The following is a 20,773-nucleotide window of genomic DNA, read 5'->3' as shown; positions in this document are numbered from 1 at the left end:
TTAGTAATTAACCATTAACTCTTAATTTTGGATCTAAATGAAAATGTTTAGGTTCTTTGTCTTTATGAAATATCTGGAAATGGATGGTGTAGTCTTCAGGTGAGGGTGAAGCGTGAACAATAGTCCCATTTATACTTTTTTTATTACTTCCCGGCTTTGGTAATAATGGATTATGATTGAATATGTTTGGATTTGTAGGAGGTTTAGGGTTATGAGTAACAGATACCAACTCTACCTTATAATCTTTATCCTTCCCATTCTTATCCGCAACCTTAATATCCCAGGTCATCTCAAAATTCTTAAAAACTTCAGTTTCATAGTTTCTATTAGAATCCCCATACTCACTGGAAAAACCTTTATCGTCTGAAAGGGCTGTATTGTCATCGGTATTTTTCTCTGTTGGAATGAGAGGGTAGAGTTCATGGGCTTGTACAATTACATCTACTCGTCTGCTTCTAGGTGCAATTACACCTTTAGTCGGGTTGGTTTTTTCTTTAGTTTCCATTGAAAATTAATTTAAATTAGTTACTAGTCTACAGGTTAAGAATTAAAAGACAAGAGGAAAACAAGTGGGAGGGAACTAGTGCGGGGAGAAATAATGTATCTAAGATAGTGATTTTTAGGGATATGTCTAAAAATAGATTTAAAAGAATGTTTAAAACTTTGTACATCCGTTTTATGTCCTATAGTTGTTTCGTCATCCTGAGACCCGTAAGAAAAAAAAATCTAGCGCAGGAAATTGACGTGTTTAAAAATTACCTCAAATTTAGCCTGTTGAAGGATCTCAGAGCAGATCCCTCCTAGGTGGGGAAGACAATAAAAAAGGAGTGTCATTCTGAAGGAAACGCAGTGGACTGAAGAATCTCAATAAAACAGAATCAATTTAACTAGAGATCCCTCCTAGCGTCAGGATGACAAAGTATTCAAAATACGTCAATGGTAGACCCCTAAGAAAAAAAAATATCTAGCGTAGGAAATTGACGTGGTTTTTATATAAGCTGATGGGATGCTGAAACAAGTTCAGCATGACGACAATTCCGCATCGTCACCCTGAACTGGTTTCAGGGTCTCTATTACGGCATTGATTCTTAGTGTTATAAGATTCTGAAACAATTCCGATAGCTATCGAAACAGAATGACGTTTTTTATCATTTTATGATACTTTACGGATATACAAACTTTGAATATCTGTATTGGTAAATAGATAAGGCTTAGTTAGGACGAATATTCTTTAATTATTCAAGAAACCTTCTAATTCCTATGCCAAAGGCAACATTTGTAAATTCCAGAGACCACTTTCTATTGTACCTGCTTTTTGGGAAGGTAAGAGGGAAGTAGGTTGAAAGTATGAAAAGACCGGTATGGTGTTTAATTAACAAGGAATGAAATTTATACTTACCACTCCATTCACTAACCTGTTTTCATTATCTATACTGCTAAAAACCCCTTCTTGAACTTTATTATCGTCTTTTAAATAATAGGTTTTAATGTAAATATTTACCCGTTCCAAGGCGATGATCCCTGAAAAACTAAATCGGAAGTAAATAATTGATTCTTTGTTCCATAGTTCAATATCGAAGCAGGAATGTGTATGGAATGCTACATTTGCTTGTAATTATTTTTTACTTTTGATGTAAGCCTCAACTGACTTTAGATACTACTTTATCAAATCCAGATTTTAAAGAGTAATTAAGGAAATTAATTCTGTTTTAATTTTAAAACGAAACTTTACAACTGACTTTAAATATCCATGAAAATTCAAAATACATTATATTCTATCTTAGACCTTGCTTTGGTTTCTGAAGGACATACACTAAAACAAACCTTTAATAACGTCCTTGAATTGGCGCAACATGCCGAAACCTTTGGATATACACGCTATTGGCTGGCAGAACATCACAATGCACCCAATATTGGAAGTAGTGCCACCTCTGTCTTAATAGGCTATGTAGCCGGAGGTACAAACACCCTTAGAATTGGTTCTGGTGGTATTATGCTGCCCAATCACTCCCCATTGATTATTGCTGAACAATTTGGCACTTTAGCGTCTTTATATCCTAACCGAATTGATCTGGGATTGGGGAGAGCTCCGGGAACCGACAGGGAAACAGCCCAAGCCATCCGTTCCGACTTTATGCAAGCTGCTCAATCCTTTCCAGAGGAATTGGAAAAGATCGAAAAATATTTTTCTAAAGAAAATTCAAGTTCAAAAGTACGTGCTACCGTAGCAGAAGGGGTTGAAGTGCCCATCTATATTTTGGGTTCCAGTACAGACAGTGCTCATTTGGCGGCAAAAAAAGGATTGCCCTATGCATTTGCCAGTCATTTTGCGACAACCCATTTATGGGAGGCACTAGAAATATATCGTAAGGAGTTTCAACCATCAAAGAACCTAAAAAATCCTTATGTGATGGCAGGGGCAAATATTATTATTGCAGAAACTGACGAAGAAGCCAAACGTTTATCCACCTCTTTGATCCGTTTGATTCTTGGTATATTCACAGGTAAGCGGGATTATGTTCAGCCCCCAGCAGCCATGACCAATGAGTTAGAAGAGATCATGCAACACCCGCAAGTGCACCAAATGCTAAAGTATTCGTTTATAGGTAGTAAAGCCACCGTTAAGACGCAGGTAAAAGATTTTATGGAGCAAACCAAAGCAGATGAACTTATTGCCGTTACCAATATTTATGATGTAAAGGACAGGATTAGATCTTATGAATTATTTGCTGAGATTATGAAGGAGTTGAATTAATTGTTCTCGATAAAAGGCCTCAGTTATTTAAGAAATTTAACGAGTTCCTAATCAACTGATGCACTTTCAAAATCAGCCTCGAAACTATAATGGTTTTATGATTCAGATTTAATAACGGTAGAAAGAACTTCCCAAACATTTTCAGCAACGATCTTGTGACCTTCCACAGTAGGATGAATTCCGTCATTCTGATTTAATTCCTTAATTCCGCCCACATCTTCTAAAATAAAAGGTATAAAAGCAAGCTTATTTTTTTCGGCTAGATCAGTAAAAACAGCTTTGAATTCTGAAGTATAATCTTGTCCCATATTTGGTGGCAATTGCATCCCTGCCAAAACAATTATTGTATTTGGGTTTTTTGCTTGTACTGCATCAATAATTGCTTGCAAATTAGCGCTGGTTTCAGATAAAGCCACACCACGCAATCCATCATTTGCGCCCAGCTCCAACACGAAAATATCTATATTTTGATTGAGGACCCACTGTATTCTGCTTTTACCGCCAGCAGTGGTTTCACCGCTCAATCCAGAATTTATAACTTCATAATCCAATCCTAAAGAATCTATCTTAGCCTGGATCACCCCGGGAAAAGCATCGTTCGTATCATCTAGACCATAGCCTGCGGTGATGCTGTCCCCAAAAAAAAGGATGGTCTTTTTGGAAGTGGTTTCAGGAGTTTCATTTTTAGTGGTGGGCGCTTCATTCTTTTCTACCTTTGCCTTTGAATTTGTTTCATTGCCACAGGAAATCACCACCAATGCCATAAGGAAATAACAAAACTTTAAGAGGTTTCGACGATTGGAAATTGCGATGTTCAAAAGCGTTTGTGTAGTTTTAGACTTCAGCATGAGTTCAATAATTATTACAAAAATTAGATGTCAAAGATATTAAAGATTAACGGGCTGGAAAAAAGATACACGAGCGGCTCCAAGCAATTAACGGTTCTTCAAAATATATCCTTTGAAGTTGAAAAAGGACAAACATTTTCTATAGTGGGTCCCTCGGGAAGTGGTAAAACTACTTTATTGGGATTATGTGCGGGCTTGGATGAACCCAATGCAGGAACGGTGGAATTATGTGGTTATAATTTGAATACCTTAAATGAAGATGAACGCGCACAACTCCGAAACGAGGAGGTTGGTTTCATTTTCCAAAATTTTCAATTGCTTCCAACTCTTACCGCCATTGAAAATGTAAGCGTTCCTCTGGAACTACAAGGAGCGAAAGATGCAGCGAGTAGGGCCAAGGAATTATTGGAAAAAGTTGGTTTAGGAGATCGCATTCACCATTATCCATCACAGTTATCTGGAGGCGAGCAGCAGCGAGTGGCACTGGCGAGAGCTTTCTCTAACCGACCTTCTATTTTATTTGCAGATGAACCTACGGGAAATCTAGACGAGGAAACTGGTGAGAAAGTGATTCAGCTGCTTTTTGATCTTAATAAAGACGCAGGAACTACCTTGGTAATTATTTCCCACGATCTTGATCTAGCGGCAAGAACACAGCAAATCTTAAAATTAAAAGGTGGCCAGATCTTGACTAACGAAACAACAGCAAACTTTTGAGCACTACGAGATTAAAATCAAAATTAAATGTCCCTTGGCTTTTTAAAATGGCATGGCGGGATGCAAAAGCAAGTAGGGTGCGCTTGTTGCTTTTTATGGCTTCCATTATTCTAGGGATTGCTGCGGTGGTTTCCATCCAGCTATTCAGTCAGACCCTTAAAGATAATATTCAGCGGCAGTCCAAATCCCTCATGGGTGCCGATTTTATTATAGATAGCAAACAGCTTCCCACTGAGCGAGCTCAAGCGATTATAGATTCATTACAGCCCGATGCATCAGAAGTGAATTTTGTATCGATGATCGCCTTTCCCAAAAATGACGGTACAAAGTTAGTTCGCGTACGTGGATTACAAGGGGATTTTCCCTTTTATGGCATCCTTGAAACACAACCTGTTGAGGCGGCAACTATTTATCAAGAATCTGGAGGAGCTCTGGTAGATGCCACTTTAATGTTGCAGTATAAAATAAATCCTGGAGATTCTATTAAAATAGGGGAACTCACATTACCAATTGCTGGTGCTTTACAAGCGATTCCTGGGAACACAGCGCTTTCAACTTCGGTAGCACCGCTAGTTATAATTCCGTATCGATATATTGACGAAACCGAATTGTTACAGTTTGGGAGCCGTAAGGAATATCAGTTTTTTTACCATCAACCAGAGGTAGATCTAGAAGCCTTAGAAAAGCTTCTGGAACCACTACTAGAATCAGAAGACGCAGATCTTGATACCCATACCAGCACGAGCCGCCGGTTGGGGCGACGTTATGAAAATGTAGGTTCCTTTTTAAATCTAACCGCATTCATTGCCCTATTACTGGGTTGTGTGGGAATTGCCAGTTCTGTGAATATTTATATCAAGGAAAAAATTAAAGCTATCGCCGTATTAAAATGTATGGGAGCTTCCAGAAAACAAAGTTTTTTGATTTTCTTGATACAGATCTCAGGAATAGGAATTATAGGAGGAATTATGGGAACGGCAATAGGCATTGGTCTTCAAGAGCTATTCCCCCTTATATTAAAAGAATTCTTACCCTTTGATCTCACCATCAATATCACGGCACAGCCATTGATCATGGGTGTAATTCTGGGATTGGTCATGTCGGTTTTATTTGCACTGTTACCTTTATTGCGCACATGGTATGTTTCTCCCTTGGAGGTTTTACGCGTTAGCGGTACTATCTCAGAAGAATCAAAAAAGGCTCGAGTTGTGGCCATTGCGGTGATTATATTGTTCTTATATGGCTTTTCCTTTTGGTTGCTCAAAGACTGGCTGTTTGCGCTGGCTTTTATTGGCGGAGTTCTTGCAACTTTCGGTGTGTTGGCAGGTATCGCTATCCTTACCATGAAGGTCGTTAAAAACTATTTTCCCAAAGGAGCGCGTTTTACAACACGACAAAGTTTACTTAATCTATTCCGACCCAACAATCAAACGGTCGTACTGCTCGTAGCCATTGGTTTGGGAACATTTTTGATTAGTACTTTATATTTTACCAAGGATATCTTATTGGACAAAACAGAATTAGGTCAAACCTTGGAAAGTGCGAACCTGATCACCTTAGATGTGCAGCCAGATCAGGTAAATGATGTGGTCAAAACTTTTGAGGCACACGATTTACCTGTAATAGATAACATTCCGCTGGTTACCATGCGCATTCACAGTATAAAAAATGAACTGGTAAACAAATTGCGAACCGATAGTACAGCCCAAATAAAAGCTTGGATTTTGAATCATGAATTTAGGACCACGTACCGCAGTGAACTTATAGATTCTGAAGAAGTAGTGGAAGGGGAGTGGGTAGCCTTGCAAAATAAGAATGATCTTGTTCAAATCTCTATTTCAGATAATCTTGCAGAAGATGCAAATGTGAACATAGGTGATTCCATCGTTTTCAATGTACAAGGAGTGCTTATGAAAACCCGTGTGAAAAGCATTCGAAAAGTGGATTGGGCCAATTTGCAACTCAATTTCTCGATTGTATTTCCAGAAGGAGTTTTGGAAAACGCGCCACAGTTTAACGTATTGACAGCTTATGCGGCAACAGAGGAACGTTCAGCCAGATTGCAACGCGATTTGGTGAGCAAATTTCCCAATGTGTCTATTATCGATTTGAGACAGGTGTATACCGTAGTAGAAGACATACTCGACAAGATATCATGGATTATCAACTTTATGGCATTTTTCAGCATTCTCACAGGAATTATCGTTTTAATAGGATCTGTGCGCACCAGTAAATACCAGCGAATCAAGGAAAGCGTATTGTTGCGGACTTTGGGCGCAAAGAATAAACAAATACTAACAATCACCGCACTGGAATATCTCTTTTTAGGGATTTTAGGCAGTTTGGTTGGAATTCTATTGGCGCTTGTTAGTAGTTTTTTATTGGCACTATTTGTTTTTAAAGAACCTTTTGTGCCCTCTGTAATCCCATTTTTGATCTTTATACCAGGGATTTCGTTGTTGGTCTTAGGAATTGGCTTGAGCAATATTCACGAAGTTTTGAAGAGTTCGCCTTTGGAAGTGCTTAGAAAAACGGTTTAGCAATATATCTATTGAGATATCTTACATAATCCTATTCACGGCTTTTCTATATATGTATCAGTCAATAACTAATCGATTCTTTAAAGTAACGTGCATATATGAGGAAGTGAGCGAAATGGAATTAAAATATTATCTTTAATAGGTTGGCAATAGTTATTTTCAGATTACATCTTGCCCATTAATTTTTCTGTATAGGCATTGAAACTAGAGTGTTATATAACTAGGTTTTTACAGCTATTTGGGAATATCCAAAGGATATATTATAGCGATTACTAAGACTATTAAAAGTTTGAAGGAATTGTGTTTTTTATAATCTTCAATAAATCAAAAAATCAGGTATGTTACAAAATGTTTTATTAGAACGGGAAATATATTCATCGGAAGAACATAAAATGACCCAAAAGATGATCCAAGATTTCATCAACAATGAAATTATGGATCAACAAGATAAATGGGAAAAAGAGGGTATGGTTAGCCGAGCAATCTGGGAACGTGCCGGAGAATTGGGTTTGCTGTGCATTGATATGCCCGAAAAATACGGTGGAAGTGGTTTGGATTTCAGCTTTAGCGCCTTATTCATTGAAGAGCTGGCGAAAAAAGGAGTGAGTGGGCCCGGTTTTTCATTACATTCAGATGTTATTGCTCCCTATCTCCTAAAGTATGGAACCGAAGCTCAAAAGCAAAAATATCTCCCTAAAATGGCTACCGGGCAACTAATTACCTCCCTTGGGATGACGGAGCCAAACTGTGGTAGTGATCTTCAAGCTATCACAACAACCGCGGTAGACAAAGGAGATTATTATTTGGTAAGCGGACAGAAAACCTTCATCACAAATGGGTGTATGAGCGATATGTCTATAGTAGCAGTAAAAACCAATATAGGAACAGAGAGAGAAGGCGTGTCTTTATTAATAATGGAAAGTGATTCTGAAGGTTTTGAAAAGGGAATCCCTTTCAAAAAAATAGGAATGAAAGCCCAGGATACCTGTGAACTATTTTTCGATAATGTAAAAGTCCCAAAAGAAAATTTATTGGGAGAAGAGGGGGCAGGTTTCAAAATTATGATGAAAGAATTGGCCAGAGAGCGTTTAATAGTAGCGCTTAATGCAATTGGTGGGGCAGAAGGAGCCATTGAAAAAACTATTGAATATACCTCTACAAGAACCGCTTTTAAGCAACCTATTGCAAAATTCCAAAACACACAATTTAAACTTGCCGAGAGCGCTACACAATTACAAGTGCATCAAGCTTTTTTGGATCGTTGTACACTATTATTATCAGATGATAAACTAACTGCTGAGAGTGCTTCCATGGCAAAATACTCAGCAACCGAAATGCACAATAAAGTAGTAGATGAATGCCTACAGTTATTTGGGGGTTATGGGTATATGTGGGATTACCCAATTGCCCGGATGTATGCCGATAATAGGGTGGCCAGGATTTATGCCGGAACCAATGAGATAATGAAAGTATTGATAGCCCGTGGGTTATTTAAAGAATTGTTTCAACAAATGAGAGCTATGAAAAAATAATTTTATATACTCGGGAATTATAGATTAAAATGCAATACTTATTATATGAACAGACGACAGAAGGGGAGTGGAATGCGTATGGAATGGAAATAAGATATGGTATTTACAAGTAAATAATGCAATTATTACTCAAGAACACAAAGTTGATAACAATCTATTTTCGAATTTAAACCATAAAAAATAGCGTAAATTACACTCAAAATCAACACTATGCCATTATTTTTGGATTTACATGATCTTCCTGAAGGCATTACATCGGTACATGTAGCAGAAATGCATCAAGCCGATTTAGATCTTCAGCACAAATACGATTGTCGTGGACTAACCTATTGGTGTGATGAAAAAAGGAAAACTGCCTTTTGTTTAATAGAAGCACCAAATAAACAAGCACTTATAGACTTGCATGAAAATGCTCATGGCGCTATTCCCACTCGTATTATTGAGGTTAATGGTACCATAGTCGAATCTTTTTTAGGGCGTATTGAAGATCCGGAAAAATCTAAAAACCTTAGTTTAAATATTATCAACGATCCTGCATTTAGAACGCTTATGGTTGTTAAATTAAAAAGCAAAACCTTAAGAACTACCGAAATAAATACCTTAAAAGCAGCGATTAGAGGTTATACAACATCTATTAAGACCTTAACGTCTCATTATAACGGGCGTATTGTGAAAGAAGCAGCAAATACATTTTTAATGTCTTTTGACTCTGTAACAGATGCTATACATTGTGGGATAAGAATTCAAGAGTCATACCATAGCGTTACTACACCAGACTTAGAATTTAAAATAGGAATTAGTGCTGGCACTCCTGTTACTGAAAAAGACAGCATTTTTGAGGATACTATAAAAACCGCAGATTATTTAAGCGATGTTACCAAAGGCGGTTTTTCTATTTCAACAGTAGTGAAAGACCTTTACGAAGGAGAAAATCAAAATAAGCCGTTAACTCACCAATCTATTAGTGTTTTAAATACTACAGAGGAAGATTTTATGGTGCTATTAATGACCTACACCGAAAACATATGGTCGCGAACTACAATAACCGTTAATGATTTTGAAGAAAATTTAGGGTATAGTAAATCTAAACTGTACAGAACCATGATGAATTTGGTTGGTAAATCACCTAATATATTTTTAAGAGATTATCGCTTAGATAAAGCTTTAGAATTACTCGAAAAACAAAACTGTAATATTTCTGAAATTGGTTATCAAACTGGTTTTAATAGTCCTGCTTACTTTTCAAAATGTTTCCATAAAAAATATGGCATTCTGCCATCGAATTTCATAGCGAATAAATAAAGAGCTGTTTTTCAAATTGCTACATGTAATTTTCTTCTGGTCTAAAAATGCATTTATTTGGTCTAAACGTGGAATTACAGAGAAATATCCTATCCTACTTTTGGTGTCTATCAATTAAATATAAAATTATGAAGACAAAATTGACATTAGTATTGATTATGGTTTTTGGAATTATAACCACAGAATGCTCGCAAGATGATCAAAACTTTCAAGAAGTAAAAGTTGATTTGGTAAATGATGCCTTTCCGGAAGCAAAACAAGAAGTAATGGCAACCTTTGGTGCAATTGCACAAAGCATTATGGATGGAGATATGGATAAACTTATTTCCTTTCACGCCTATGGTCCAAAGTTTACCGAATTTAAAAATGGAGAACCAAGAAATGGTAGTGAAGCCAATGAGGCCTATGAACGCAGTGTTTTTGGTTCTGTCACCGAAGTCGTAAAGTTTGATGCAAAGGATTTACAAATTGCTGTTTATGGCGATGTCGCTAATTTAACCTTTCACTCAGATTTTCATCTCCAATTCGGAGACGACCTTGTTGTGGTAAACGACCAAATTACTTTGTTGTTCGTTAATACGGATAAGGGATGGAAGATGGTACATGAGCACCATTCACCATTGAAAAAATAACATGCTAAACTTCAATAGAAGATATATTTGAGCAACTGCCAAGAAATTTACTCACAGAGAAATTTTAAGTTGTTGCGGCAAAAATCTTACGGGACCAAGTATTGAGTATTCTTTTAAATCTAAAAACTTTCTGGGATATTTTACATAATAGAGAATTATAGATACACAATAATAATGACAACTACGAAGCCACAATTAGCTTGACATAATTACTATCGATATAAGTCTAAAGACATTATATCTGCAATTATGTCAAATATCGCCCAAAAGCGCTATTACGCTAATTGTTGTAAAATGTCCTATAATTTATATTATGTAAAATAGAATGTTGGGGAAGTGGATTTATTCCTAAGCTCTGGTATTAATAATAAATAGGTGTGCTACTCCGCTTTAATCCCAAGAACCACCACTTACCATGCAATTTTTGGAAATAGAAACTTACTTTACTTCTTAATTATTCTGGATCTGTCGGTTAAACCTTTTACCTCAATCTTCGGATTGCCATATACATACACCTTGCTTTTTCCTTCCGCATCAATTATTAGATTTTTGGTGGCATGCACATAGATATCTGTATTGTTGGATGCATTCAAACTTGCGGTACCCGCTTTCAATTTCTTGGCTTTTAAGTCGGCTGAATTTTTTAAGTTAAATACTGCCGTGTTCACTTTTCCATCCACGTCCAATTGCGCCGACTTGGATAATTGAGCTGTTAAGTTATCTGCATCCAATTTTCCTTTTAGATCTGACCTGTCTCCCAGATTAAAACTTACCTCTTTAGACTTCAGTTTTAATTTGCCCCCGGAATTTTTGGATAAAATCATACTCGTGTTTTTGGTATTTATATCAAGATCAAATTTAGAAGATTCTTTTCCTACAAGACTAAACATATCTGATGATAGCGTTCCTCGAGATTCCACCTCCGCATCATCGTTCAATATAATTTCTGAAATTCCTTTGGCACTTAAAAAGACCTCCAATTTTTTGCTGCCGGTAATTTTAGCGGTGGTATATATTTTTAAAACCCCATTGTGTACATCAAAGCTCACCACATCTGCCAGGTTTTTATCGGTGGTAAGTACGTAACTGTTCTTGTTGCTTTGTGCCACGGTAACCTTTAAATTGTTGTTGACTTCCAAAACATGGAATTCTTCGTCTATGGAATTAGTAACGGAAACAACGTCCTTATCCCCTTTTACTTTATCCATTTTTTGAGCGACACCTATGTGAGTCAGGCAAACGAACAGTAAAAAACATACTAGTGTTTTCATGATTTCTTGAATTTAAAGTCTTTAGGTTTAAGTTTAGAAGAAAAATTTTTAATCCCAGACTTGTATAAATATACAACACAAACTACTGTTTTTTAACAAATTGTATTAATTATTTTGTTCTTCGAGTTGTGCTGTTATTTTAAATGCATCCATAAATATTCTGCTAAAAATTGTTTGAAAAATAGCACCCCTTCCCTACTTCTGCACTAATTATTGTAATTTCCCGGCTGCTAATCCAATCACTAAAACAAAAAGCTTTATGGCGGGTAATTCTAAGATCGCTATCTACGGCGCAAATACATTAATTGCAATAGCAAAATTTATTGCTGCTTTTTTTACCGGGAGTTCTGCAATGTTGGCAGAGGGAATTCACTCTTTGGTAGATACCGGAAATGGTCTTTTACTTCTTCTCGGTATAAAACGTTCTAAACAAGAACCAGATGAAATGCATCCTTTTGGCTACGGAAAAGAGGTTTATTTCTGGAGTTTTGTAGTGAGTATCCTTATTTTTGCCCTAGGGGGCGGATTTGCAATTTATGAAGGAATCCATGCTTTACAAGATCCTAAAATTATTGAAGATCCAACATGGAACTATGCCGTACTTTTCGCAGCTTTGATTTTTGAAGGAACTGCTTTATTTTTAGCTTTAAAGGCCTTCAATAAATCCCGTGCGGCTTCGGGGAACTTAATAAAAAATATCGTTCAAAGTAAAGATGCCGCCACGTTTGCCGTGATCATAGAAGATGCAGCAGCGGTTATTGGTTTAAGTATCGCTTTAATAGGGGTGTTTTTATCGCAACAACTTCAAAATCCATATTTGGATGGAGCTGCTTCAGTTTCTATTGGAGTGTTGTTATTGGTGGTTGCCAATTTTCTGGCAAAAGAAAGCAAAGGACTGTTGTTGGGGGAAAGTGCCAGTCCTGCGGTGATTGCTTCCGTAGAAAAGATTATGAAAGACCATCCAAGTGTACAAGATTGGGCCTTGCCACAAACCATGCATTTTGGGCCAGAGAGTATTCTTTTGGGTAATAGAAATAGATCTAATAGACTCGCTGGGATTGGTGGCTGCTGAAAATACGATGGAAAATATTCGGAATGAAATTCAGTTGCAGCAACCTGCTATCACTCAAGTGTTTATTCAGAGTGCCAATAATCTTGAAAAATAGGTCAAGCAACAACAATTATAAACCTGATTTTTCCATCACTTTATGCAGTCATAATTCTTTATATGTATATCCGTTTTTTTTCTAATGGCTCTTTCGTCACCCTGAGGCCCGTAATAAAAAAATTATCCAGCGTAGGAAATTGACGTGTTTAAAATTCTATTAAAGGTAATTTATTTCCAGGTTTTTAAGATTTTGAGACCAGTACAGCATTGTTCGGTGTTTTGTTGGTTCTCTGGATATTGCCACGAATTCACGAATAATTTTTCAAGATTTTTAAAACCAATAATTCGTGCATTCGTGGCCAATGATCCTGTTTACTGTTGGTCATCCTAAAACCTTTGATAAAAATATATAGCATAGGAAATTCATATATTTTAGGAATCCGTCAATGGTAATTTATTTCAGGGTCTCAATATTGTATTGATTTACATGGAAATGAGGTTCTGAAACTCCCGAAATGTCGGGACAGAATGACGTCCTTTTTCAGTTTAGAATACTTTACGGACAATCACAATTCTTTATTAATTCTTAAAGGAAAATTTGTAAAATGCTATAAAAAAGGGTTTCTTAGATAGAATTTAAATCCAAAAAAAAGATAATTATATGGAAGCTATATTTCAATTTGTTCAACTAACAAAAAGTGAGCGTTTAGAGGAATTGACACAACAAAAACTAGATAAACTGGAAAATAAATACGATTGGGTTATCCGTGCCGATGTTTTCTTTAAAAAACAAGATGGAGAGGAACCTAAAGGATTTATTTGCAATATAAGATTAAGTGTTCCCGGCCCCCAGGTTTTCGCAGAATCCAATGAAACTTCATTTGAAGCAGCAATCGCTGAAACGGTAAGCGACCTGGACAGACAACTTTCCAAGCGCAAGGCGCAAATGAAGACGTATTAAAAAAGACATTTTTTGATATTTAAGATCGGACTTATAAAGCCTAAAAAGTAATACTTTTTAGGCTTTTTTTATTTATATAAAATTATAGAGATTTAGGGGATAACGATGTACGATCTTTATAATTCCTCTTATTGATTTTTGAATTGTTAACATATTTTATTTTGTCTGTTCGAGATCCGTGATAAAAAAATTATCCAGCGTAGGAAATTGACGTGTTTTTTATATAAGCTGATGGGATGCTGAAACAATTTCAGCATGAGGACAATTCCGCATCGTCACCCTGAACTGGTTTCAGGGTCTTGGATTCACAAATAAATAAAAACACGTCAATGGTAGCGCAGTCGAGAACTTTCTAACTTAAAAGGATGTTTCGACTTTCGCCTGTATTGAGCGAGTCTAAAATGCTCAACCTGACATCCCATTTCTACTACAACATTATAATTTTTATATGAACATAACTACTGATCTCTAGAGTTATTCCCTAGCTCGCGTTCTTGCAATTGCTCTTTAAACTCATTTATAATCCCTCCTTTAAGTAAAATAGTGATCTGCCGATCGCTTAAACTATGCTTGCTTGGGATCTCTACTATATCGCCATTTTGTTTTTTGATGGTTATCTGAACTTGGTTTCTTTCCGAAATATTATTTGGAAGATTTTTTAAAAACACCATATCTCCCTGTGCGATTTTATCATAGTCGGCTATATCTATAAATTCCAAAGGAAGGATTCCAAAATTTACCAGGTTTTGCCAAGCGATCCTTGCATAGCTCTTAGCCAATACTGCTACCTGTCCCAAATATTTTGGTGCCAAGGCGGCGTGTTCCCTGCTGGATCCCTGAGCATAATTTTCTTTGGCCACTACGATATGTCCACCATGCTCATTTTTAGCTTTCATCGCACGATCATAAAAAGTATCATCAATTACAGTAAAGGAATATTTACTGATCTCTGGTAAATTACTTCTAAACGGCAATACCTCTGCTCCTGCCTTCAATATCTCATCTGTCGAAACATTATCTCCCATTTTTAAGAGTGCGGGAATGTTATAACTCTCTTGTAATTTATCTATGTGTGGCAAGCTTTTAATATTTGGTCCTTTGTGAAGTTCAATATGGGAGCCGTCTTCTAGGGGAGCTACCAACATTTCCTTATTGATAATTTCCATTTCTGGTTGAATATATTTTGGGTAACTCATATTATATAACTTTTCCAAATCCCTCGGATCTGTGATCTTACCCGTCAATGCGGAAGCTGCTGCGGTTTCCGGACTGCATAAATGCACTTGATCATCTTCTGTCCCAGATCTACTTGGGAAATTTCTGGGCATCGTACGTAGACTGATTGTACCTGAAGCTGGGGCTTGCCCCATTCCTATACAACCCATACATCCTGACTGGTGAAATCTAGCTCCTGCTTTTATTAGGTTTCCAAAGGCTTTGTTCTCTATCATGTTCTGGATGATCTGTCTTGAAGTAGGATTCACATCAAAAGAAACATCGCTGTGCACAGATTTATCTTTTACAATAGCACTTGCCATCCAAAAATCCCGTAAACCAGGATTTGCAGAAGAGCCAATTACCACCTGATTTATTTTTTTACCAGCCACATCCCTAACGGGTACTACATTTCCTGGACTGGTAGGCAAGGCAATTAAGGGTACAAGATCATCCAATACTATTTCTTCATAAAGATCATACTCACAACCTTCGTCAGCTAAGAGTTCAGTCCAATCTTCTTCTCTTCCTTGAGATTTTAAAAATCGTTTGGTTTCATTATCACTGGGAAATACGGTAGTGGTTGCTCCAAGCTCTGCTCCCATATTTGCAATCACATGCCTGTCCATAGCACTTAAATGTTTTAAACCTTCACCATAATACTCTACGATCTTTCCAACGCCTCCTTTTACATCATGTCTGCGTAACATTTCCAAGATCACATCTTTGGCACTCACCCAATCTGGCAGTTTTCCAGAAAGCTTTACACCCCAAATTCTAGGCATCTTTACAAAATAGGGTTTCCCGGCAATGGCTGCGGCAACATCTAAACCTCCTGTCCCAATTGCCAACATGCCTAAAGAACCGGCAGCACAACTGTGACTGTCAGATCCTACCAATGTTTTTCCAGGTTTTCCAAATCGTTCCATATGCACAGGGTGGCTCACTCCGTTCCCTGGCCTACTATACCATAATCCAAATCTTTGCGCAGCAGAAAGAAGGAATAAATGATCATCGGCATTTTTAAAATCTGTTTGTAAAAGATTATGATCTACATATTGAACGGCAACTTCCGTTTTGGCTTTTTTTAGCTCCATAGCTTCCAACTCCAATTGTACCAAGGTTCCAGTAGCATCTTGTAATAAAGCCTGATCTATCTTAATTCCAATTTCTTTGCCGGGAGTCATTTCACCTTCTAGTAAATGTGATTTTATAAGCTTTTGGGTAACATTCAGGTTTTTCATTTTTTGTGATTTTACTCCTTAAAATATCGAATTTAGATGGATATTGGTCCCTGTTTAACAATATCTTATAGCTTATAACGCTCTATAAAAATAAAAGTGAGAAGTAAAAATAAATTATTTTAAATATAATATAAGTATGAATGTTATTGTAAAGCGTGCTATTGCAGGAGGTGTGGTTTCCACAATTATTATGGGAATTGGAACCTATATTTTGGGATAAGTATCTGGATATAAAGCCAAAGAGTTGCTCTCTACTTCCCTTGCCGGAATAAATATGCTTTGTAATACGGTAATTTTGGGGTATTCTACAATTTTGGCGCTCATGTTGCCCCTGTTAAGTTTAAGCACGGGCTCCAAATTCGAACCTTACCAAGGCGCATTATAGCCATGTATTGACCATTGCCAAGTTTGTTACCATTCTCATTATAGTCTCGGTAATTACCTTTTTGATGCTGAATTTACCAATCACCGAAAGTGAAGAAGTTCCTAGCTCTTGGTTTACTACAATATATTATGTGAGTCTGGCCATGGCCGCAATTTTAGGTGGTGGTTTTGTGGCAATAGTAACCATGCTTTACGAAACAATTTCCAATGTAATTCTAATAGTAGGATTCGGAGTAAAAGATCATCCCATGGTAAAACAAGTTGAAGAAGAAATTGAAGAGGCAAAAGAAGAAGCCGCGGAGGCAAAAGACCAGGCTGATGAAGCAAAAGAAGATGCCAGGAAAAAGAAAGAATAGGACCATGGCCTAAGATCCAATCCATTAAAACAAAAAAAAAGACTATTCGAGAAATAATTTTTAGGAACACTGAACGGAATTTTATGTTTTCGGTAATAGGAAAACCAAAATTGTGGACAATGCAAAAAAACTTCGGAAATAGTCCTTTTAAAAATTTTGTTTTTCAGCCTAAGACTGAATTCTGCTAAGTTTATTTAAAATATCTGTTTGTTGTCCAGCTTCTAAATTAAACCCCGGCTTTCCATGTAAAGGAAATAGGTAACTGAAGGGTTCTTCAAAAGCACCCCAACTTTCAGCAAGTCCAAATTCAGAATTTTTACTGTCCATGGTAGGTCTTGAAAAAGTGTTTTCTTCAATATTATAATTGGAACCTATCGCATCTTCACCAGTAAATAACATCCCATCATTGATATCTGAATAGATCAGGATAGAACCTCCCCCATTCCCTGGGAGATCATAGATTTTTAAACCAAAATGTTTTACGATTTCTTGCTTGGCGGTGATGTCCTTTGGTTTGTAAGAAGCATCGTTTATTGAATTTCTTGGATGCGCATAAATTGGGGCACCTCCAGCGTCTTCAGAAACTGTTTTTAGATCGGCATACGCATTTTTATAAACCGAAGAATTGCTTAGAATAATCCCTTTAATAGTATATCCATCTGCCACAAGTTGCTTAACAGCTTTAAGGGTTTCTTTTTCTACAACATCTATTAAAAGAATGTCTTTTCTATTAATATGTCTAATAGCATATCCTTGATTAAATCCATTTTCTTGTTCGCTTCCCTTAATAATAAAAGTATCAGGGATCAATTTCAAAAATTTCCCTATCTCTCCTTGTAAAATAAATTCGGCTGTTTGGCTGTGTAAAACTTCCATTTTATCTACTGTTTTCATAAGATATTTTTTTTTAAATTATAATTCAATTTACAAAGTGAACTTGCAAAAGGCTTCACCTTTAATAATGTTTAACGAGCATTTAGGAGATCCTTAACGCAATGGCAAAAGCTGCAAATTTTCCGTGATGGGAGAGAGAAAAGTTTTGCTCCAATTTCGTGTTCTTCAAATATAAAACGGGGAATTTGTTTTTATTCTTTTGAATTCTGAAATTGGTTTTTGGCTCTTTTAAAAGTACGGAATATTCGGCAAATAATTTGTCTTTAAGAGCGCTTTCCCCGTCAAGAATTTTGATGCATGCTTCCCGATTTATTTCTGAACCAGTCATAGCTGTACTGTGGATATAGGTTGAAGTGATTGTTGAAGTAGAGAAATAAATAAGGCCTTTTATTCTTAAAATTCCCTGAACCGCTTCTTTTTCTTCTGAAATTATTTCGCATATAAAATCAAGAGGATTATACTTTCTGGGTAAATTAAATTGGCGTTGATGTGCCTTATAAGCCGCTTCTTTTAAAGACCAAAATAATTGAAGCCAAATTTCAGGCTCTTCGGAATCAAAAATTGCAGTTTGTTCTGATGAGGTAAATAATTTATTTAAATAACGGGTAGTGTTCCAATTTGGAGAGATCGGAATTTCAAGATCTATGATATCATTCCCAATCAATTCTCCATTTTGGTTAAGATTATTCTCTTTGCATCGCCAGCCGTTAGCATTCCTTCCATAGAAGCGTTATCTATTTCTATGTTAAATTCGTCTTCTACATCCAAGATCACATCTACTAGGTTTGCTGAATTTATTTCGAGGTCTGTCAGAAAATCAGTTTTCTCATCAAAATCATCCAGGCCTTCTTGGCGTTGCACATACGGAGTAACAATGATTTTTATTTTTTCTAAAATAGTGTTGTCTGTCATGAGGCTAATATAACAATCTATTTGAAGTGAAAAGTTAAAAATATTAAATTCTGAATTAAACATATTTCTTAAATATCGCCACCGCATTCACATCCCCAAAACCAAAACTTGCTTTTGCTATTATGTTAATCGGTTTTTCAATTGTTTTTCGGGGAATACGCTCTTCAGGAATCAGCTCGAGGATCTCTGGATGTATTTCTTCGCAGTTGATGTTTGGAAATACAAAACCTTTTGCTATTTCCAGCACACTTGCTACACATTCCATACTGCCGGAAGCACTTAGGCAATGCCCTGTCATTCCCTTAAGAGAGTTGATATAAGGAAAACTCTCAACGCTCTTCAGATTTAATGCTTCTGCCCAATTCGCGATTTCTATGGAATCCTTGCTCGTAGCTGTTAAATGCCCATTTATCGAGTCTATTTCTGATGCTGATATTTTTGAATTGTTTAAAGCTCCCGTTATGCAACGTTGTACCGCTTCGTTATTTGCAGCCGTCATACTTCCTGCTCCTCGTTGTCCGCCACTGTTTACTTCTCCTCCCAAGACTTCTGCATATATTTTCGCCCCCCTTTCCAATGCAGCCTCCAGATCTTCCAAAACCAAAGAACCGGCTCCGCTTCCTGGAACAAAGCCCGAGGCATCGGCACTCATGGGTTTAGATGCGGCCTCTGGATTTTCATTGAAATTTCCGGGAAGAATCCGCATGGCATCGAAGCCGCCCCATACATAAGGTCCGTAATCACTACAGCTTCCCACTAGCATTCTGGTTGCTTTTCCGGCTTTAATACGCTCATAGCCCATTAAAAGTGCCTCTGTTCCAGTGGTACATGCAGAAGAGTTGGTGGTCACCTGATTTCCACAACCTAAAATACCTCCTAAATACGCACTTATCCCACTCGCCATGGTCTGGATCACACTGGTACTTCCTAAGCGCCTCGTTTTTCCTGCATCTATTAAATGTATGGCTTCCCTAAATTTATCTACTCCTAAAATCCCAGTGCCAAAAATGATCCCACTAGCCCAATCTGGTGAATCCTTATGAGAGATTTGAAGTCCGGCATCTTTCCAGGCATCCGTTCCAGAGATCACACCGTAAACTATTCCGCTGCTATTTAATCCTCGTAATTGTAATGGCGTAAAATATTCAGCTAGCTTGGCTTCAGAAATTTCTGGCTTCCCTCCTATCTGGCAACTAAAATTAAGTTCTTTAAGTTGAGGATGAAAAGTGATCCCGCTCGTACCTGCACGAAGTGCTTCCTTAAATTTAGGGATACTCACCCCATTGGGAGCACAAATTCCCAATCCTGTAATGACAACTCGTTTTTCCATTTTAATTATTCCAAAAATTTGAATTCTTCATAATATTGAACCTTAAACTTTGAATCCTCGAGATCAGTCGAAGGGTCATGAAAACATCTCGACTACGCTCGATGTGACATTTGAAACCCATAGCGATAAGAGGTGGAATTATTTTTAATAACATTCTAATCAAAAACTCGTCATCCTGAATTTATTTCAGGATCTCACTTTACCTTTTTCAATAACCTTGAACCTTAAATCTTGAACTTTGAATTTTATGTCTTCATCATCCCCGCAATCATTCCTCGACATACCAATTCGTTATTACTATTGAACATTTCAACAGCACATTTCAATTTATGGAACCTGAAATATTCTTTTTTTGAGACCACTCTCACTTGTTCCCCTGGATAAATCGGTAAAAAGAAATCTATTTGAGTAGAACTCAACGCGATTTCAATTTCTTCCGCAGCTAAACTTTTAGTATCTACTAAACTATTCAGAAGATAAATTCCTAGACATACCACCCCAATTTGTGACATACACTCGGTTAAGATCACTCCTGGCGTTACAGGGTGATCTTTAAAATGCCCTTTATAAAAATAAGCGTCTTCAAGAAATGTATAAGTTCCTTTACAAGCTTCAGCATTGACCTCTAAAATTTCATCAACAAATAAAAATGGCTTTGAATAAGGTAGTGCAGAAATGATCGAATTATAGTTCACCTGAGAAATAAAAATTTGGGTTAATGTTTATTTAAAAAAAATCGTTTGAGAAATTATTTTTTGATTTTCCGATTTTG

General features: G+C 36.9%; 18 protein-coding genes. 9 read left to right on the top strand and 9 right to left on the bottom strand.

From position 1 onward, the window contains the following. Positions 1–7 precede the first annotated feature (7 nt). Positions 8–505, bottom strand: a complete 498-nt coding sequence (locus tag JM83_RS16410; protein WP_144963188.1) for a hypothetical protein — start codon at positions 503–505, stop codon at positions 8–10. Between the two features lie 1,245 nt (positions 506–1,750). On the opposite strand from JM83_RS16410, the gene JM83_RS16405 reads away from it, so the two are divergent. Next, entirely contained in the window at positions 1,751–2,755 is a 1,005-nt protein-coding gene (locus JM83_RS16405) for an LLM class flavin-dependent oxidoreductase (RefSeq protein ID WP_144963187.1), read from the top strand. Positions 2,756–2,850: 95 nt separating this feature from the next. On the opposite strand, the gene JM83_RS16400 is transcribed toward JM83_RS16405, so the two are convergent. After that, positions 2,851–3,603: an arylesterase gene (locus tag JM83_RS16400; protein WP_144963186.1), complete on the bottom strand. Its 753-nt coding sequence runs from the start codon at positions 3,601–3,603 to the stop codon at positions 2,851–2,853. A gap of 27 nt (positions 3,604–3,630) precedes the next feature. Between JM83_RS16400 and JM83_RS16395 the strand changes: the two genes are divergently transcribed. The 5 genes from JM83_RS16395 to JM83_RS16375 all read left to right on the top strand — a co-directional run bounded on the left by JM83_RS16395 (position 3,631) and on the right by JM83_RS16375 (position 10,326). Then, positions 3,631–4,320 (top strand): ABC transporter ATP-binding protein, encoded by a 690-nt coding sequence (locus tag JM83_RS16395; protein ID WP_144963185.1) that lies wholly within the window; start codon positions 3,631–3,633, stop codon positions 4,318–4,320. A gap of 47 nt (positions 4,321–4,367) precedes the next feature. Next, positions 4,368–6,860, top strand: coding sequence for an ABC transporter permease (locus JM83_RS16390; protein WP_144963826.1), 2,493 nt, complete (start codon positions 4,368–4,370; stop codon positions 6,858–6,860). 338 nt (positions 6,861–7,198) lie between these two features. Further along, the gene (locus tag JM83_RS16385) at positions 7,199–8,392 is read left to right on the top strand and encodes an acyl-CoA dehydrogenase family protein (protein ID WP_144963184.1); all 1,194 of its coding nucleotides are present in this window, start codon (positions 7,199–7,201) and stop codon (positions 8,390–8,392) included. Positions 8,393–8,602: 210 nt separating this feature from the next. Beyond that, positions 8,603–9,694 (top strand): nickel-binding protein, encoded by a 1,092-nt coding sequence (locus JM83_RS16380; protein WP_144963183.1) that lies wholly within the window; start codon positions 8,603–8,605, stop codon positions 9,692–9,694. Between the two features lie 128 nt (positions 9,695–9,822). Further along, positions 9,823–10,326, top strand: coding sequence for a nuclear transport factor 2 family protein (locus JM83_RS16375; RefSeq protein WP_144963182.1), 504 nt, complete (start codon positions 9,823–9,825; stop codon positions 10,324–10,326). A 443-nt stretch (positions 10,327–10,769) separates the two neighbouring features. On the opposite strand, the gene JM83_RS16370 is transcribed toward JM83_RS16375, so the two are convergent. After that, positions 10,770–11,534 carry a GIN domain-containing protein gene (locus tag JM83_RS16370; RefSeq protein WP_186435027.1) on the bottom strand — a complete coding sequence of 255 codons (765 nt, stop codon included), beginning with the start codon at positions 11,532–11,534 and terminating at the stop codon, positions 10,770–10,772. Between the two features lie 322 nt (positions 11,535–11,856). On the opposite strand from JM83_RS16370, the gene JM83_RS16365 reads away from it, so the two are divergent. Both JM83_RS16365 and JM83_RS16360 read left to right on the top strand, forming a co-directional pair. After that, entirely contained in the window at positions 11,857–12,669 is an 813-nt protein-coding gene (locus JM83_RS16365) for a cation diffusion facilitator family transporter (RefSeq protein WP_261376838.1), read from the top strand. A gap of 697 nt (positions 12,670–13,366) precedes the next feature. Next, positions 13,367–13,666 (top strand): HPF/RaiA family ribosome-associated protein, encoded by a 300-nt coding sequence (locus JM83_RS16360; RefSeq protein WP_144963180.1) that lies wholly within the window; start codon positions 13,367–13,369, stop codon positions 13,664–13,666. A 458-nt stretch (positions 13,667–14,124) separates the two neighbouring features. On the opposite strand, the gene JM83_RS16355 is transcribed toward JM83_RS16360, so the two are convergent. Beyond that, the gene (locus JM83_RS16355; protein WP_144963179.1) at positions 14,125–16,125 is read right to left on the bottom strand and encodes an aconitate hydratase; all 2,001 of its coding nucleotides are present in this window, start codon (positions 16,123–16,125) and stop codon (positions 14,125–14,127) included. Between the two features lie 449 nt (positions 16,126–16,574). Here JM83_RS16355 and JM83_RS19740 point away from each other — a divergent pair, with 449 nt between their 5' ends. After that, positions 16,575–16,865 carry a hypothetical protein gene (locus tag JM83_RS19740; protein WP_315897853.1) on the top strand — a complete coding sequence of 97 codons (291 nt, stop codon included), beginning with the start codon at positions 16,575–16,577 and terminating at the stop codon, positions 16,863–16,865. 168 nt (positions 16,866–17,033) lie between these two features. Here the strand turns inward: JM83_RS19740 and JM83_RS16345 are convergent, their stop codons facing one another. From JM83_RS16345 to JM83_RS16325, 5 genes are all read right to left on the bottom strand, one after another. Beyond that, the gene (locus tag JM83_RS16345; protein WP_144963178.1) at positions 17,034–17,759 is read right to left on the bottom strand and encodes a hypothetical protein; all 726 of its coding nucleotides are present in this window, start codon (positions 17,757–17,759) and stop codon (positions 17,034–17,036) included. An 82-nt stretch (positions 17,760–17,841) separates the two neighbouring features. Then, on the bottom strand, positions 17,842–18,423 hold the full coding sequence (locus tag JM83_RS16340; protein ID WP_144963177.1) for a 4'-phosphopantetheinyl transferase superfamily protein: 582 nt from the start codon (positions 18,421–18,423) through the stop codon (positions 17,842–17,844). Continuing rightward, positions 18,420–18,671, bottom strand: coding sequence for a phosphopantetheine-binding protein (locus JM83_RS16335; protein WP_144963176.1), 252 nt, complete (start codon positions 18,669–18,671; stop codon positions 18,420–18,422). Before JM83_RS16335 ends, JM83_RS16340 begins: the two co-directional genes overlap by 4 nt. A gap of 55 nt (positions 18,672–18,726) precedes the next feature. Next, positions 18,727–20,001: a beta-ketoacyl-[acyl-carrier-protein] synthase family protein gene (locus tag JM83_RS16330; protein ID WP_144963175.1), complete on the bottom strand. Its 1,275-nt coding sequence runs from the start codon at positions 19,999–20,001 to the stop codon at positions 18,727–18,729. A gap of 245 nt (positions 20,002–20,246) precedes the next feature. Next, positions 20,247–20,696, bottom strand: coding sequence for a 3-hydroxyacyl-ACP dehydratase FabZ family protein (locus tag JM83_RS16325; RefSeq protein ID WP_144963174.1), 450 nt, complete (start codon positions 20,694–20,696; stop codon positions 20,247–20,249). Positions 20,697–20,773 lie beyond the last annotated feature (77 nt).

This window comes from Gillisia sp. Hel_I_86 (genome assembly GCF_007827275.1).
Taxonomy (GTDB): Bacteria; Bacteroidota; Bacteroidia; order Flavobacteriales; family Flavobacteriaceae; genus Gillisia.
This window is presented reverse-complemented; position numbering and strand designations above follow the sequence as displayed.

Coding starts and splice junctions, on each gene's coding strand:
- JM83_RS16410 (WP_144963188.1), bottom strand. CDS start 505: ATGGAAACTAAAGAAAAAACCAACCCGACTAAAGGTGTAATTGCACCT.
- JM83_RS16405 (WP_144963187.1), top strand. CDS start 1,751: ATGAAAATTCAAAATACATTATATTCTATCTTAGACCTTGCTTTGGTT.
- JM83_RS16400 (WP_144963186.1), bottom strand. CDS start 3,603: ATGCTGAAGTCTAAAACTACACAAACGCTTTTGAACATCGCAATTTCC.
- JM83_RS16395 (WP_144963185.1), top strand. CDS start 3,631: ATGTCAAAGATATTAAAGATTAACGGGCTGGAAAAAAGATACACGAGC.
- JM83_RS16390 (WP_144963826.1), top strand. CDS start 4,368: ATGGCATGGCGGGATGCAAAAGCAAGTAGGGTGCGCTTGTTGCTTTTT.
- JM83_RS16385 (WP_144963184.1), top strand. CDS start 7,199: ATGTTACAAAATGTTTTATTAGAACGGGAAATATATTCATCGGAAGAA.
- JM83_RS16380 (WP_144963183.1), top strand. CDS start 8,603: ATGCCATTATTTTTGGATTTACATGATCTTCCTGAAGGCATTACATCG.
- JM83_RS16375 (WP_144963182.1), top strand. CDS start 9,823: ATGAAGACAAAATTGACATTAGTATTGATTATGGTTTTTGGAATTATA.
- JM83_RS16370 (WP_186435027.1), bottom strand. CDS start 11,534: ATGGATAAAGTAAAAGGGGATAAGGACGTTGTTTCCGTTACTAATTCC.
- JM83_RS16365 (WP_261376838.1), top strand. CDS start 11,857: ATGGCGGGTAATTCTAAGATCGCTATCTACGGCGCAAATACATTAATT.
- JM83_RS16360 (WP_144963180.1), top strand. CDS start 13,367: ATGGAAGCTATATTTCAATTTGTTCAACTAACAAAAAGTGAGCGTTTA.
- JM83_RS16355 (WP_144963179.1), bottom strand. CDS start 16,125: ATGAAAAACCTGAATGTTACCCAAAAGCTTATAAAATCACATTTACTA.
- JM83_RS19740 (WP_315897853.1), top strand. CDS start 16,575: ATGCTGAATTTACCAATCACCGAAAGTGAAGAAGTTCCTAGCTCTTGG.
- JM83_RS16345 (WP_144963178.1), bottom strand. CDS start 17,759: ATGAAAACAGTAGATAAAATGGAAGTTTTACACAGCCAAACAGCCGAA.
- JM83_RS16335 (WP_144963176.1), bottom strand. CDS start 18,671: ATGACAGACAACACTATTTTAGAAAAAATAAAAATCATTGTTACTCCG.
- JM83_RS16330 (WP_144963175.1), bottom strand. CDS start 20,001: ATGGAAAAACGAGTTGTCATTACAGGATTGGGAATTTGTGCTCCCAAT.